Origin of the sequence: Aeromonas sp. 19NY04SH05-1 (assembly GCF_040581895.1) — a bacterium.
In the GTDB taxonomy this organism is placed as follows: Bacteria; Pseudomonadota; Gammaproteobacteria; order Enterobacterales; family Aeromonadaceae; genus Aeromonas; species Aeromonas enteropelogenes.
This window is the reverse complement of record NZ_CP095328.1, coordinates 3574046-3586816: the sequence shown is the minus strand read 5'-3', so window position 1 is coordinate 3586816 and position 12771 is coordinate 3574046. Positions and strand designations below refer to the sequence as shown.

Sequence of the window (12771 nt, the reverse complement as noted above, 5' to 3'; positions counted from 1 at the left end):
GTGGTTATTTTTTGTAAAGCACGCTGAGTGAGTTATCCACCAAGTGCTTAACGATTTCATAGTCTGGATTGTAAGTGGCGAGATTATGTGCCGCGATGGTGACGGCAGATGCGATCCCGGCTAGACCGGTAATACCGCCAAAGACACTGGCCCCTGCTGCGGCGATCCGGCCCTTGGTATACACCCGGCATTTCAGCCCGGCAGGTTCGATGCTGTTTTCAAGTTTTGTCACAGCGGCGCTCATACGCCCAGATAGCCCCACGACTTCGAAAGATTTTCGTGCACGGATCAGTGAGGCCAGCTTGTCAGTACCTAGATCTTCATAAGTCAGTCTTTCCATGTTTTGTTTCCTTGGTCGTTTAGTAAAAGGGTCTTATGGAGCCCACCTGTTGCGAGTTGGTCACGCTGGTTTATTGGTTGAGGGCCTCGCATCTGTGTCAAATCAGCGCCAATTGCCGTTTATGGACTCATTAAGTCTTTAGTCTACCTTTTGAGTCCTTATCGTCAATGGGTCCATGGTCAACCATAGAGGTTGACTGGAGGACCCATGACAGATATCAACCTTGAGCTGTTAGCCAAGAGCGTTGGCAAGGCGATCAGCCACAAGCGTACTCAAGCCGGATTCACGCAAGAGCATGTGGCTGAACACCTCAATATCGGGATGGAAGCCGTCTCTCGAATGGAGCGGGGAATTGTGGTGCCGACCGTGGTGCGGCTGGCGGAGCTCGCTCAACTGTTTGGTTGTGAGCTAGCCGACTTTCTGCGTGAGACCAGTAACCGCCCGACCGAGCAGGGCATTGTGCTGAGCCAGCAACTGGCTCGGCTCGATGATGCTGACCGAACCCTGTTGCTGGAAACGGTAGAACGGTTGGTGGAGCGGTTGGCGCGTCCCCGCTGATCACCCGCCATTCACTGGGGAGGGGATGGGTTCCCTTTCCCCAATTTGTTGGTGAGTGGACTCCTTCTTGGTTGCGGCCTCTGCGGCGTTCTGGTTGCTTGGCTTTGCGGTGCGGCATGCGAAGTAGTCGCCTCCACACCAGCGTTACCATTCGCCGTCTCGTCGCTGTTGGTTTCGGGATAGAACTCCTCCAGCAGCATCGGTACCTCTTCATCAATATCCTCAAACTGGCCGTTACGCAGCAGCTCACGAGCGGCTTGCTCCATCTGGTCGATTGCAAGGCCTGCCTCCTGGTCACGCTGGGCCGCCTCCTGTGCGAGCCTGACAGCCTCGGTCAGGTTGGTTTCCTCCCGCAAGGTTAAATCCACGTAGTAGACCGGGGTGCGGTAGGACTGGGTGGTGCTCTTGGCCCGCAGCCGTAGAGTGAGCGGCAGATAGCGGGTATGGCCCCCGCTCACAGCCTCCAGGTACTTCAGTCGAGCCGCCAGAGTGCGCACCGAGTTGTAGCCGGTGGTGCGGAAGATAAAGCTACCCAGCTCATCCCCTTGCCCCTCCACAAACAGGTTCAGTCGACCGTACAGCTTGCAGCCCTGTTGCCCTGCAAAGGCGCAGCGCTCTGGTCCAGGGCAGCTGACTTCCTCCATGCCTTGCGCCCCCACTCGTCTCGCCACCTCCCCATTCCCGACACACAACGGCCTGCCGGTTTGACGGTCAAAGGCGCTATATTCCGCCCGCAGATTCAAGTCGCTATCGTTGAACAGCACCCGTACCGGAATGGCGCGGATCTTGGTCTGCTCCTGCCCTTGGCTACTTTTTTGCGATGAGTAGTGTTGATGCAGGGGATGGAGCAACCATCCCCCTTTTTGTTGTATCTGGGTGGTGAGGGTGAAACTGTCGTCCTTCTCCGGTACCCACTTATCTTGTTTTTGCACCAGCTTGCCGATGCAGACCCGCCCGATCACGGGCGGGGTTATCGCCAGTCCTTTGATCATGGTGTTTGCCTCAAGGGTTGAATGGTGAAACGGCGCACGCCGGGCACCGGTTTGACGTAACGGGTGAGCAGGTCGGGATGATCCTGACCGAGCTTATCGAGATCCGGCGCCAGCCGGTCTTTACTGCGTTTCCAGGTGATCTTGCCGTCGGCAAACAGCCCGGCTGTCGCTTCACCCAAAGTGGCTTGCAGCCGCTGTTTGAGTTGTGACTCCTGCAGCTCGACGGCTTCCTTTTGCTCGCGCAATCTCAATAGCTCGCCAAACAGCTGGTTGAACTCGGGGGAATCGGAGAGATCCACCGTCTGGCCATCGTCACGCGGAAACAGCCAGCTCAGGGCATTGGCGGCATCACTGGATCCATCAGGCTCAGGCTGTTGGTCTTGTTGCACCATTTGCCAGAACTGTGCTTCCCGCTCGGTGAGATCCTGGATCTTCTCCTCATCGCGCTCGATGCGGTAAATCCGGAAATCCTGGCCGCCGATGAGCACTGCCACCTCAGCCCAGGCATGGCCGGTGACGGCCAGTTGATGCAGCACCTGACACTGGTAAGCCACCGGCACCCCTTCCTCCCACTGTGGGGCGCTGTGATAGCTGGCGGTCTTGATCTCCAGAATGCCCGGCCCATCGGGATGGCCGATTACCTCCCGGTCGAGGTTGGCGAGCATGAAGGGTTGCTCGGGGTGCTGCAGTACCGCATTGACCCGGCGCACCTTATAGCCGGTGCGTTTGGCGTAGACCTGCGCCAGCACAGGTTCCAGTTCGATACCCCACAGCACAGCTTCCTTGTGAGAGATATCCTCCGGCTCCTTGCGGCCAGTCTTCTCCAACCACAGGCTGAGTGGACATTTGTAGGGGGAGAGCCCCACAGCCACGGCGGCATCGGAAGAACCAATGCCGAGCTTGCGGATAGCGAGCCACTGCTCGCGGGTTAATTGAGTAGTGGAGGCCAGTCGCAGGGCCTGGCCGTATTTGGCTTTTGCTTTCATGACGACTCCTGGTTGACGGCATAAATGGCTACGCCCGGATTGGCTTGCGCCAGTCCGGGTGAGGTCGTTATGCGGCTGAATTGGGAAAGAGGAATTACTGCAGCAGAGTGAGTGCCTGATTCAGGGCTTGGGATTTGAGTTGGGCGCCCTGACCAAACCAGGCGGAATCAAGCCGGTGATCCTGGCTGCGAGCACGGCGATGGTGATCCACGTATTCCGTTACCGCATTGACCAGCCCCCAGGCGGTATTGCGGGAGCTGACAAGTTCTGAGCCCATGCCTGCGCCCTGATAGAGCTCATGCAGCCGTTGTACCGGCTTGGTGAGGATGATGTTCTCCTCATCCAGCGGTTGCGCCAACAGGTCGCTGAAAAAGCGCAGTGCCTCTTCGGGGGCGACGGGCCGCTGTGCCAGCGCCTTGGTCTGTGCCTTGAACTCATCCCAATGGGAGAGCCCCAGCCCGAGCGACTCTTTGACGGTCGCAGCATCGAACTGAGTGGAGTGGGGCACCTTGATGGCTCCGGTAGCGCTGCGCAGTGCCATCTGCAGGGTGTTGTTGCAGACTACTCGCAGCGAGGTGAACTGCGCCGTAGTGCAGAGTGTGCCGTCGCAGCTGGTCGACAGCAGCAGATAGGACTTTACCAAGTCATTGCCTTTGAGTTTTAGGTCCTGGCCGGTCTTAGCCAGTGCCCACAGCTTGCGGCCACCTTTGAGCGAGCCCGCGGTCTCCAGCTCAAAACCACCGGCTTCCACTAGGTCTTGATAGAAGTGCAGCACCTCGTGAGGCTGTACCACGTTATAGCGACGAGAGACGACGGATAGAGGCTCCAGATTATCAGAGCGGTACAAAACCTTGCTGTCTGAATAAGGGCGAATATGGAGTGCATCGGAGGCGACGTTAAACATTACGTCACTCTGCTCAATAGTCCAATTCATCCCGGCAGCCTGTAGCCATATATCGAGGGACTGTTGCGGGTGCAAAACATTGCCAAGGCCATGCCAAGGGGTTTGGCCGGTATAGGCCATGGTGTCGATCAGGTGAGCCATATCTCCTCCAAGAATTGCGAAATGCAGACATCAGCCTGCTAACTCATGGGGGTGATGTAGGTTTGAAAGATTATTGAATAGGATTCATTTGCCATTAAATGCTCATTATTTCAAGGGGCGTTACAGCATGATGGTGTTGTGCAATGAACTGCGCTGGAGGGGTACGGAGAGGGGTACGAGGCCAAAAACGACCAAGGGGTTAGCACCATGATGATGCCAACCCCTTGTTTTATATGGCGCTCCCGACTGGAGTCGAACCAGTGGCCTGTCCCTTAGGAGGGGACCGCTCTATCCTACTGAGCTACGGGAGCCTTGTGGCGGGCATTATACAAGAAGCCGCTCCCTTTTAAACCCTTGATTCTTATTCCAATACTGCCAAGTCCCCGTTCTGGATGTTGAATGGCGAATATTTGTTCTGGCTGCTGATGATGGCGCCATCGTCGAACACCTGCACCACTTCGAACAATCCTGCGGCCGGGTTGCGCATCATGCGCGACTTGCCGTAAGGGTCGATGAAGTCGGCGTTGTGCTGGACGCGGAACTGATCCCCCAGCTTGACGCCGTTGCGCCTGCCCAGATTGATGTAGGGGCCCCGTTCATTCTGGCCGACGATCCGGGCGGTGACGGGGGCGCAGCTGAGCTGGCTGACCAGATCCTGCGCTGCCTGCTGCAGTTGGTAATTGACCTCCTGGCCGTAGCTCGATTGCCAGAACTGGCCACCGCTGCTGCCCACCTGTGCCCGTTTGTCAAAGGTCCAGGTGGCGCGGCCCTGATACTCCTTGCGGCTGAGCAGGGAGCCGTTGATACCGTCGAACAGATAGAGCTGCATGCGAAAATTGCGCACCGGATCTTCAAACCAGCTGGTCAGCTGGTTGCCCTGGGGTTCGATGGATAGGTCGTCGATGCTGCCGAGCACCAGATACTGGCTGTCGGTACGCAGGCTCAGTGCCTTGATCTCCTCAAGGGCGCTGCGATCCCCCTGTTGCAGATGAAGTGGGTCGATGCGCAGGTTCTCGTCCAGCCACTGGCGCACGGCCACTCCTTGCGGGGCGTTGGCCAGGTTTTCGAACATGCGCCGCGACAGATTGGCGGGCATGTCGTCGAGGGCGCCATAGCTCGCCTGATCCGGATTGCGCATGCGCAGCCTGACCAGCGTCAAATCCTTGGCATAATGCTGGGTCTGGCAGATTTGGCGTTCCGCCTGAATGTCGGCCACCAGGGTGATGTACATGCGGCCGTTGCGCACCTCTTCCCGTTTGAGCCGGTATTGACGGATGTCGCCGCCGGAGCGGATCTGGATCTGCTCGGATCGCAGGCTGCCATTTTCCAGGCGCTGGATGCTGGAGACGGCGGCGCCACTCGCCAGCAGCGCCTGACGCAGGGCATCGCGGGTCGCCTGCTCGCGGGCATAGGCTTCATCCCCCAAAATGGCGGCGCTGCCCTGGGCTTCAATAAGCTCGGCATGGGCGCTCAGGCTGGCCAGCAGCAGGGTCAACAGCAGCGGTAATTTCATAACAGATACCTTGAAGAGGCGGGCAGAGGGCATTGTTTGATGCAATGGCGTCACTGGCCGACATAATTCACAACACGGGTTCGCCCTCTGCGCGGCGCAGGGACGATAATTAAAAAGCAAGATCCATGCCTCATTCCCGGCTCAAGCTTTGCGCCGGTTGTCCGATAACAAGTCAGGTGCAGATACAGGAACAGGTATCCATGAACAAACTCATCACGGCGTTGGCGCTCGCCCTGGCATTGACCGGGTGCGGCTCCGACCCCATCAATCGGGATCTGGGTGATCCCCGGCAGGCGGCAAAGGGGATGGAACTCAACTGGCTGGTGGCCCGCATGACCGATCAGTTGATGGAGCGCAAGTCTCTTACCACCCTGACCGAGCCCATCGCGGTGGCTTCCTTTGTCGATCTCGATACCCTGCAGGACACCAACTGGATGGGCCAGCAGATCGAGGAGAGCTTTATCTACGAGCTCAACCGCCGTGGGGAAGTGGTGGTGGACTTCAAGCTGACCGGCAGCATCAAGGTGACTCCCCAGGGGGATTTCGTGCTGAGCCGCAACTACAAGGAGCTCTCCTCCCGTCTGCCCATCTCCCGCATCCTGGTCGGTACCTTCAGCCGCAACAAGCAGGGGATCCTGGTCAACGCCCGCATCATCGACATGCGCACCAAGATGGTGGAGACCACGGCCCAGAGCCTGGTGCCGCAACAATATCTGGTCGGTGCCAACAATTCGTTTGGCCGGGCCTCCATCAACCGCGGTTATCTGATGCGGGGCAGCCAGGTCGGCCCCAGTGGGCATCTGGTCAACCTGACCCCGTAAGGAGCGAGTCATGAAGATCCTGTTTGGTTGCCTGCTGGCCCTGATGCTGGCCGGTTGCAGTGGCAATCGGGTGGTGGATTACACCCAGGGCGGCAAGCCCGATGATTTTCCGGTGCTCAAGGCGGTCGGTTATGCGGTGATCGATATCCAGCCCGGCCCTTCCCAGTCCGAGAAGATGTTGCAGGCCATTCGCGCCTCCAAGATGGACGCCTACCGCGAGCTGGCCGAACAGCTCAACGGTCAGCAGGTACGGGCCCACAGCAGCTACAAGGACTTGACCCAGACTTCAAACGCATTGGATGTGTCGGTGGCCGGTATGGTGCGCGGTGCCCGGGTGGTGGCTACCTATCCGCGTGGCAACACCTATGCAACCGAGATGGAACTAGATACCCGTGCCCTCTATAACATCAACCAGCTGATGGCGGGTCAGTTCTGACTCCTCTTTGGGCAGACATAGGTTGAAGTGGCAAAACAAAAAGCGAACATGATGTTCGCCTTTTGTTGTTTTGATGCTCTGTCAGGCCAATCAGCTGCCCAGCAGCACCGGCGGCACCGTGGTCGGTTTCACGTCTTCGCTCGGGTAGCAGCCCAGTACCTTGATATAGCGGGTGATCTTGGTCAGCTCCACCAGGGCGGCTTGCATGGCCGGGGTCTGCAAATTGGCGGAGACATCCAGGTAGAACATCTCTTCCCACGGGTTGCCCTGCACCGGACGGGACTCCAGCTTGGTCATGTTGATCTCGTGGCTGCGCAGCACCAACAGCGCCTCTACCAGTGAGCCCGGTTTCTGGGAAGTGGACATGATGAGAGTGGTCTTGGCCGGGATCTGGGGCGCCACATCGATGGGCTTGCGCGCCACCACGATGAAGCGGCTGTAGTTCTCCTTCTGGTTGGCCAGTTGCTCGGCCAGCACGTCGAGCCCATACAGCTCGCCGCCAGCGGCGCTGCCGATGGCCGCCGCTTCGGGGCTCGCCAGCTCCTTCACCTTCATCATGGCGCTGGAGGAGGAGTCGCAGATCTCGTGGCGCGCCCCTTCCAGCTTGCTGAGGTAGTGGGAGCACTGCTGGAACACCTGCGGGTGGGCGTAGAAGGTCTTGATGCGGGACAGCTCGGTGGGCACGGCGGTGAGGATGCAGTGCTCGATGGGGTAGGTGAGCTCACCGACGATGGAGAGGCTGGTGTGCTGCATCACGTCATAGACTTCGTTGATGGAGCCCGAGCTGGTGTTCTCGATGGGCAGCACGCCGAAGGCGGCGCGGCCCGACTCCACCGCATCCAGCACCTCGCGAAAGTTCTGGCAGTTCACCTCGATCACCTGATCCTTGTAACGGGCCAGGTACTTGCGTGCGGCGAGGCTCGAATAAGAACCTCGCGGTCCCAGATAGGCGACGCTGGTCATGGGCTCCTGCTGCTCCGGGTTGAGCAGGCTCTGCAGATAGGCCTGCTGGGAGAGCACGGAATCCTCGATGATGGTGTGGTAGATGCGAGTGATGTACTGGGCATCCAGGCCAAGCTGACGGCCCTGCTGGATCAGGGCGACCAGCAGATCCTGCTCGCGCTGGGGATCGCGAATGGGGCGCGGGTTGGCCTGCTTGGCCCGGGCAACCTCGATGCTGAGGGTCTTGCGTTTTGCCAGCAGGGCAAGCAGCTCCTGATCCAACCGGGTAATGTCTTGTCTGATCTCGTCGAGCGTTGCCATGATTGTTCCCTGTCCAAGTAATTATTTGATATATATGCAAAAAAAAGCCTCCGCAGGGGAGGCTCGATTCGTCTTTGCTTTCTGTTCACGAGAGCTGTTTACAGGACGATTAGCCTTCCCTCAAGCGGGCCGGATAAACGAGAAAGCAAAGAAGAATAGGGTTTGCATGGTCATAATCCTCATTGTAACGCCTTAACGATTAAGGGATTTGGCGATTTGATGCAAGTAAAACTTGCCCGCGGAACGGGAAGGGGGCAGGGTATCCGGTGACGCGAATGGGCGTGTCCGAGAGTGGTTTGGCTCCCTCTGGTCCATTTCGCACGATGCGGGAGAGATACGGTATGGCCATTATTTTTGATCTGGGACGGGTGGTGGTGAGCTGGGATCCGGTTGCCATCGTCAGTTCGGTCCGTGGACCTTTGGAGGCCGAACGGCTGGCACAGCAGTTGTTTGAACATCCGGACTGGCAGGAGGTGGACAGAGGGACCCTGTCATTGCACACCATGGCACGTCGGGCCGAGCCGCGCACCGGCCTGAGTGCGGCCGACAACCTTGCCATTTTGCAGGCGGTACCGTCCTCCCTCAAGCCGGATCCCGCTATGCTAACCCTTATAGAGGAGCTGCACGGCGCGGGGCACAGCCTCTACGCCCTCTCCAACATGGGGCACGCCAGTATCGACTGGCTGGAGCAACATGAGGATTTCTGGCGTTTTTTCAGTGGCAAGGTGGTCTCTGCCCGAGTGCGCATGATGAAACCCGAGCCGGATATCTACCGCTATCTGCTGGTGTCGTTCGATCTTGCTCCGTCCGATTGTCTCTTTATTGACGATACCCCGGCCAACGTGACTGCTGCCGAGACGCTCGGGATCCGGGGCATGGTGTTTTGCGATGCGGCGCGCTGCCGGCAGCAGCTGGTTGAACAGGGCTATTTGCCCGCAATAGACAAGGGGTAATGCCCCTTTGGGAGCCTTATGGAGCATGGCCGGTTTCGCAACTGGTTGAGTCACTACCCGCAGGCGACGCTGATCATCGCCTGTCGGGATGGCAGTGGCTACCAGCTGTGCGTCGAGGCGGAAGGGGAGTGCCAGTGCCTGACCGACAGCGAGGGGGGCTCCCTGACTTTCACTTCCCTTGAGCAGGCAGAGGGCTTCTTGCGAGCCCATCAGGTACATCAGGCCAGATTGCGGATTTATGACACCCATGGAGAGGATATGGTGCTCCAATCGCAGGAGATCGTCATAAAGTTTTGAATTTAACCGGACTCTTTAAGGGTCTATTCAGCTAATTGTCAGCACAATAATCCACCTTTTTACCATCCGGAGCTGTTTTAATGGATGCCAATGTTGTTGTGCTGAATCAAGGATACGATCAGGCGTTTCAGGCCAGGGAACAGCAGTTGATCGATCAGTTGTCAGCCTATGATGATCTGGTTATCTCCTTTTCAGGCCGGTTGGAATCCTGTTACTGCATCGATTTGTGCCGGGCCAGCGGCGTCCGGATCCGGGCCATGATCATGGATACCCCCACCCGCAGCCGCAGCGAAGTATCCCGCGCCATCCGCTATTGCCGGCGTTATGGCATAGACCACTGGATCGTCAAGACAGATGAGATGATCTTCTGCGATCAGTTGTCGCAACTGGACGAGATCATCGATCCCGTTCGCCGTCTTTGTGAACACAGGGCTACCCATCCAGAGTGGGCGGCACTGCCATTCCTGCTGCCGGGGACGGCGGAGGAGCGGGCCGGGTACATAGAGATGTTCGGCTCCATCCCGGAAGACACCATCTGGCTGATGGCCGATCATGGTTTTACCAAAAGAGACGTGCGCTACGGCTTTAACAAGCGCCAGCTGGATGGTCTGGGCAAGGGAGGCAATGGCTGCCTCAGCCACCGTTTTGCCCACCCCAGCCAGTTGCAGCCGCACCATTTGCGCATGGTCGATCAGGCGGAGCAGATACTGGCCGATATGGGGTTCGACGAGGCCCAGGTCTTCTTTCATATCCTCTGCGATGGCCGTGAACTCACCTGCAACAGTGGGCCAACCCTGGCCAGGGTACGTCTGCCCGAGCATCAGCGGGCCCGGGCATTCGACATGCAGCCGGACATTCTGCAGGCCCTCAGGGGAACCCTGTTCGATCTGGTCACTCTGGATATGGTGCCTCACGAACGCCACGAGCTGGCGATTTAGTCCGGCGAGGGCGTCGCCAGCTTGCCCGGAGAACGTGAGCCCCGTCATAGGCAAGGCGTGACAGGAGTGTTTATACTGTCGCCCTTTCAATGATATCGAGTCCCGACCCTATGAAATCTTTGTCCCGTCTGCTGGTTGCCCTGTGCCTCACTCCTGTGCTGGCACAGGCGGCTCCTCTCTCTCAGGTGACCCTGCCCGATGGGCGCCAGGTCCAGCTCAATGATGACTTCACTTGGGAGTATCTGGTGGTCAAGCAGGCTGAGCCCGTCAAGGGGAGCGAGGCGAGCGCGAAATCCGGCGCTGTGGTGGCGGTGGCGGCTCCCGTGCTGACCGAGCAGGCCAAGGCCCATCCCGAGCTGCTCTCCCAGGCGGTCCGCGATGGCATCATGGTCAAGCTGGACAAGGTTGAGGGCTCGGATCCCATGGCGCTGAGCTTTCAGATCAGCAACACCGGCACCCGCAATGTGGTCGGGGTGCGCGGCTGGGTGACGTTGTTCAGTGCCGACGGGGTGCAGTTGCAGCGTCAGGAGGCGCGTTTCTGGGTTGCTGAGAACCGTCTGCCCGAGACCTATCTGCGCAAGGGACAGGTTCGTCCGGCACGTGGTCTCGAGATGTCGCGTCCGGCCGGGTTGACGGGAGAACCCCTGGTGCGTATCGAAATCGACGAGGTGGTTTTCCGCTGATCCCCTGATCTCCTGACCCGGCTCAGTTGGTCCGGGTCAGGGCAGATGTTGCCGCCGTCATCACCTGCAATATCTGCTTACATCTGACATGGTTTGGCAACAGCTTGCCGCTCGGCATTGCCGCCGCCTGTTTGCACAATGACTCCATACCAGCTCTGACGAGCTTACCCATGGAGTCAATCACATGAACAAAACTGCAATCTCTCTTCTGGTCCTGGCCGGCTTCGCCTCTACCTCCGCACTGGCACAGGATGCGTTCAGCTACGCCAAAGGGTCGGCGACCTGGGCACACACCAAGTCCGACTACCTCAATGGCAAATCCAGCAACGACAGCAAGGGAACCCGTGATTTCGGCGGTCTGAGCCTGGATCTCTCCAAGAGCTTCGGCTCCAACTTCTACGGCCGTGCCGGCACCGAATTTACCTCCCGCAACAATGGCAACGACAGCATGTCCATCTCCAGCGTCGGTGTCGGTGTGTTCACCCCCTTGAGCAGCGGCCTCAACCTCTATGGCGAGACAGGTTTGACCGGCTACCGCCTGGAGCGAGAGCTGGCCCATGATGTCAATGGATGGGATGCGGTCGCTCGCAAGGATAGCGGCAGCATGTACGGGGAAGTGGGTCTGCGTTACGACATCGGCAATGTGGAGCTCTCCACCGCCTATCGTTACGCCAACATGACCGATGATATGCACGACTTCAAGGTGGGTGGTGCCTACAAGTTCAACCAGAACTGGGCCCTGACTGCCGATTACACCTACCGCAACTGGGATCTGCAAAAAGGCTCCATCTCCAGCCTGGGAGTGAAGTACAGCTTCTGATGCGATGAACTCCGTAGTGTCTTTGATGTTTGCCCATGGCGATGGCCATGGGCTTTTTTTTTTGTCTGATGATGCTCCCTTGCTTGTTCCTGTGCCGTATCGGTTTGCAGTAGTTGTACAACTTCCTTTTTTTTGTATAACTGCTATAACTGAATCAAGGCTTATACAAGGGGTGCCATCATGTACAAGATTAAAGTCGGGATCAGTGCTTGCCTGCTGGGACAGGAGGTGCGGTTTGACGGGGGCCACAAGCGCTCCAGTTTCTGTGAACGGGATCTTGGGGCTCACTTTGACTATCACCCCGTCTGCCCCGAGATGGCCATCGGCCTGGGTGCTCCTCGCGCCGCCATCCGGCTGGTCAAGCGTCATGGCGAGGTACGCGCCGAGGCGAGCAACGGCAGCTTCGATGTCACGGAGAAATTAATCGCTTTCAGCGAGCAGAAGGCGCGCCAGCTCGACTTCATCTCCGGTTATATCCTCTGTGCCAAATCTCCCAGCTGCGGCATGGAACGGGTCAGAATTTATGGCGCCAACAACGAGGGGAGTGCCAAGGAGGGGGTAGGCCTGTTTGCCAAGGCATTGATGGAGGCCAACCCATTGCTGCCGGTGGAAGAGGATGGCCGGTTGTGCGACCCCATCCTGCGGGAGAACTTCGTGCTGCGGGTGTTTGCCTATCACGATTGGCAACAGCTCTGCGCGCGCGGGCTCAGCGCCGCCGCCCTCATCCGCTTTCACTCCCGCTACAAGTATCTGGTGCTCTCTCACGCTACCACTCACTACCGCGCCCTCGGGCAGATGCTCGGCAATCTGGGCAAGGCCAATCTGGAAGAGGTGGCAGAGCGCTACATCAAGGGGCTGATGGCGGCGCTGACCTTGCGGGCAAACCGGCGCAGCCACACCAATGTGTTGATGCACCTGCAAGGCTACTTCAAGCGGGTGCTGACCCCGGCCCAGAAGCAGGAGCTCTGCGACACCATCGACAAGTACCGCACCGGTATTTTTCCGCTGCTGGTGCCGCTGACCCTGATCCGCCACTACCTGCGGGAGTATCCCAATCCGTATCTTGCCGAGCAGGTTTACCTCAATCCTCATCCCGATACGCTCAAGCTGCGTTACGGGCTATGAA

The 12771-nt window shown here is 58.4% G+C and carries 15 protein-coding genes, 1 tRNA gene and 1 other annotated feature; of the genes, 9 read left to right on the top strand and 7 right to left on the bottom strand.

Annotated elements, in window-relative coordinates; genetic code table 11:
- Nucleotides 1-4: 4 nt before the first annotated feature.
- Nucleotides 5-340, bottom strand: a complete 336-nt coding sequence (locus tag MRK42_RS16415) for a hypothetical protein (RefSeq protein WP_042658366.1) — start codon at nt 338-340, stop codon at nt 5-7.
- Between the two features lie 207 nt (nt 341-547).
- Here MRK42_RS16415 and MRK42_RS16410 point away from each other — a divergent pair, with 207 nt between their 5' ends.
- Nucleotides 548-898: a helix-turn-helix transcriptional regulator gene (locus tag MRK42_RS16410; protein WP_101530889.1), complete on the top strand. Its 351-nt coding sequence runs from the start codon at nt 548-550 to the stop codon at nt 896-898.
- Between the two features lie 11 nt (nt 899-909).
- Here MRK42_RS16410 and MRK42_RS16405 read toward each other — a convergent pair whose 3' ends face one another.
- The 5 genes from MRK42_RS16405 to MRK42_RS16385 form a co-directional block, all read right to left on the bottom strand.
- Nucleotides 910-1890, bottom strand: a complete 981-nt coding sequence (locus MRK42_RS16405; RefSeq protein WP_100654376.1) for a hypothetical protein — start codon at nt 1888-1890, stop codon at nt 910-912.
- A complete protein-coding gene (locus MRK42_RS16400; protein ID WP_100654375.1) occupies nt 1887-2876 on the bottom strand; it encodes a lambda-exonuclease family protein in 990 nt (329 codons plus the stop codon). The genes MRK42_RS16405 and MRK42_RS16400 overlap by 4 nt, the downstream gene beginning before the upstream one ends.
- A gap of 94 nt (nt 2877-2970) precedes the next feature.
- Nucleotides 2971-3921, bottom strand: coding sequence for a DUF932 domain-containing protein (locus MRK42_RS16395; protein ID WP_270659154.1), 951 nt, complete (start codon nt 3919-3921; stop codon nt 2971-2973).
- A 234-nt stretch (nt 3922-4155) separates the two neighbouring features.
- Nucleotides 4156-4232, bottom strand: a tRNA-Arg gene (locus MRK42_RS16390).
- A gap of 50 nt (nt 4233-4282) precedes the next feature.
- Nucleotides 4283-5434 carry a flagellar assembly protein FlgT gene (locus tag MRK42_RS16385; protein ID WP_026456676.1) on the bottom strand — a complete coding sequence of 384 codons (1152 nt, stop codon included), beginning with the start codon at nt 5432-5434 and terminating at the stop codon, nt 4283-4285.
- A gap of 200 nt (nt 5435-5634) precedes the next feature.
- On the opposite strand from MRK42_RS16385, the gene MRK42_RS16380 reads away from it, so the two are divergent.
- Both MRK42_RS16380 and MRK42_RS16375 read left to right on the top strand, forming a co-directional pair.
- On the top strand, nt 5635-6255 hold the full coding sequence (locus MRK42_RS16380) for a FlgO family outer membrane protein (RefSeq protein ID WP_042028055.1): 621 nt from the start codon (nt 5635-5637) through the stop codon (nt 6253-6255).
- Nucleotides 6256-6265: 10 nt separating this feature from the next.
- Entirely contained in the window at nt 6266-6691 is a 426-nt protein-coding gene (locus MRK42_RS16375) for an LPP20 family lipoprotein (RefSeq protein WP_042028052.1), read from the top strand.
- 90 nt (nt 6692-6781) lie between these two features.
- Here MRK42_RS16375 and pheA read toward each other — a convergent pair whose 3' ends face one another.
- Entirely contained in the window at nt 6782-7954 is a 1173-nt protein-coding gene (pheA, locus tag MRK42_RS16370) for a prephenate dehydratase (protein ID WP_223378815.1), read from the bottom strand.
- 38 nt (nt 7955-7992) lie between these two features.
- Nucleotides 7993-8126, bottom strand: a sequence feature (Phe leader region).
- Between the two features lie 169 nt (nt 8127-8295).
- Here pheA and MRK42_RS16365 point away from each other — a divergent pair.
- From MRK42_RS16365 to MRK42_RS16340, 6 genes are all read left to right on the top strand, one after another.
- On the top strand, nt 8296-8907 hold the full coding sequence (locus MRK42_RS16365; RefSeq protein WP_338611075.1) for an HAD family phosphatase: 612 nt from the start codon (nt 8296-8298) through the stop codon (nt 8905-8907).
- An 18-nt stretch (nt 8908-8925) separates the two neighbouring features.
- A complete protein-coding gene (locus tag MRK42_RS16360; protein ID WP_026457152.1) occupies nt 8926-9204 on the top strand; it encodes a DUF6482 family protein in 279 nt (92 codons plus the stop codon).
- 80 nt (nt 9205-9284) lie between these two features.
- Nucleotides 9285-10142 carry a hypothetical protein gene (locus MRK42_RS16355; protein ID WP_338611074.1) on the top strand — a complete coding sequence of 286 codons (858 nt, stop codon included), beginning with the start codon at nt 9285-9287 and terminating at the stop codon, nt 10140-10142.
- Between the two features lie 110 nt (nt 10143-10252).
- Nucleotides 10253-10825, top strand: a complete 573-nt coding sequence (locus MRK42_RS16350; protein ID WP_338611073.1) for a DUF3157 family protein — start codon at nt 10253-10255, stop codon at nt 10823-10825.
- Nucleotides 10826-11009: 184 nt separating this feature from the next.
- On the top strand, nt 11010-11645 hold the full coding sequence (locus tag MRK42_RS16345; protein ID WP_224210237.1) for an outer membrane beta-barrel protein: 636 nt from the start codon (nt 11010-11012) through the stop codon (nt 11643-11645).
- A gap of 180 nt (nt 11646-11825) precedes the next feature.
- Nucleotides 11826-12770 (top strand): DUF523 and DUF1722 domain-containing protein, encoded by a 945-nt coding sequence (locus tag MRK42_RS16340; RefSeq protein ID WP_061475980.1) that lies wholly within the window; start codon nt 11826-11828, stop codon nt 12768-12770.
- The last annotated feature ends 1 nt before the right edge of the window (nt 12771 follow it).

What these genes read in the sequence shown, in the direction of transcription:
- MRK42_RS16375 (WP_042028052.1), top strand. Translation starts at nt 6,266, where the DNA reads ATGAAGATCCTGTTTGGTTGCCTGCTGGCCCTGATGCTGGCCGGTTGC.
- MRK42_RS16365 (WP_338611075.1), top strand. Translation starts at nt 8,296, where the DNA reads ATGGCCATTATTTTTGATCTGGGACGGGTGGTGGTGAGCTGGGATCCG.
- MRK42_RS16380 (WP_042028055.1), top strand. Translation starts at nt 5,635, where the DNA reads ATGAACAAACTCATCACGGCGTTGGCGCTCGCCCTGGCATTGACCGGG.
- pheA (WP_223378815.1), bottom strand. Translation starts at nt 7,954, where the DNA reads ATGGCAACGCTCGACGAGATCAGACAAGACATTACCCGGTTGGATCAG.
- MRK42_RS16415 (WP_042658366.1), bottom strand. Translation starts at nt 340, where the DNA reads ATGGAAAGACTGACTTATGAAGATCTAGGTACTGACAAGCTGGCCTCA.
- MRK42_RS16405 (WP_100654376.1), bottom strand. Translation starts at nt 1,890, where the DNA reads ATGATCAAAGGACTGGCGATAACCCCGCCCGTGATCGGGCGGGTCTGC.
- MRK42_RS16410 (WP_101530889.1), top strand. Translation starts at nt 548, where the DNA reads ATGACAGATATCAACCTTGAGCTGTTAGCCAAGAGCGTTGGCAAGGCG.
- MRK42_RS16345 (WP_224210237.1), top strand. Translation starts at nt 11,010, where the DNA reads ATGAACAAAACTGCAATCTCTCTTCTGGTCCTGGCCGGCTTCGCCTCT.
- MRK42_RS16340 (WP_061475980.1), top strand. Translation starts at nt 11,826, where the DNA reads ATGTACAAGATTAAAGTCGGGATCAGTGCTTGCCTGCTGGGACAGGAG.
- MRK42_RS16355 (WP_338611074.1), top strand. Translation starts at nt 9,285, where the DNA reads ATGGATGCCAATGTTGTTGTGCTGAATCAAGGATACGATCAGGCGTTT.
- MRK42_RS16395 (WP_270659154.1), bottom strand. Translation starts at nt 3,921, where the DNA reads ATGGCTCACCTGATCGACACCATGGCCTATACCGGCCAAACCCCTTGG.
- MRK42_RS16360 (WP_026457152.1), top strand. Translation starts at nt 8,926, where the DNA reads ATGGAGCATGGCCGGTTTCGCAACTGGTTGAGTCACTACCCGCAGGCG.
- MRK42_RS16350 (WP_338611073.1), top strand. Translation starts at nt 10,253, where the DNA reads ATGAAATCTTTGTCCCGTCTGCTGGTTGCCCTGTGCCTCACTCCTGTG.
- MRK42_RS16385 (WP_026456676.1), bottom strand. Translation starts at nt 5,434, where the DNA reads ATGAAATTACCGCTGCTGTTGACCCTGCTGCTGGCCAGCCTGAGCGCC.
- MRK42_RS16400 (WP_100654375.1), bottom strand. Translation starts at nt 2,876, where the DNA reads ATGAAAGCAAAAGCCAAATACGGCCAGGCCCTGCGACTGGCCTCCACT.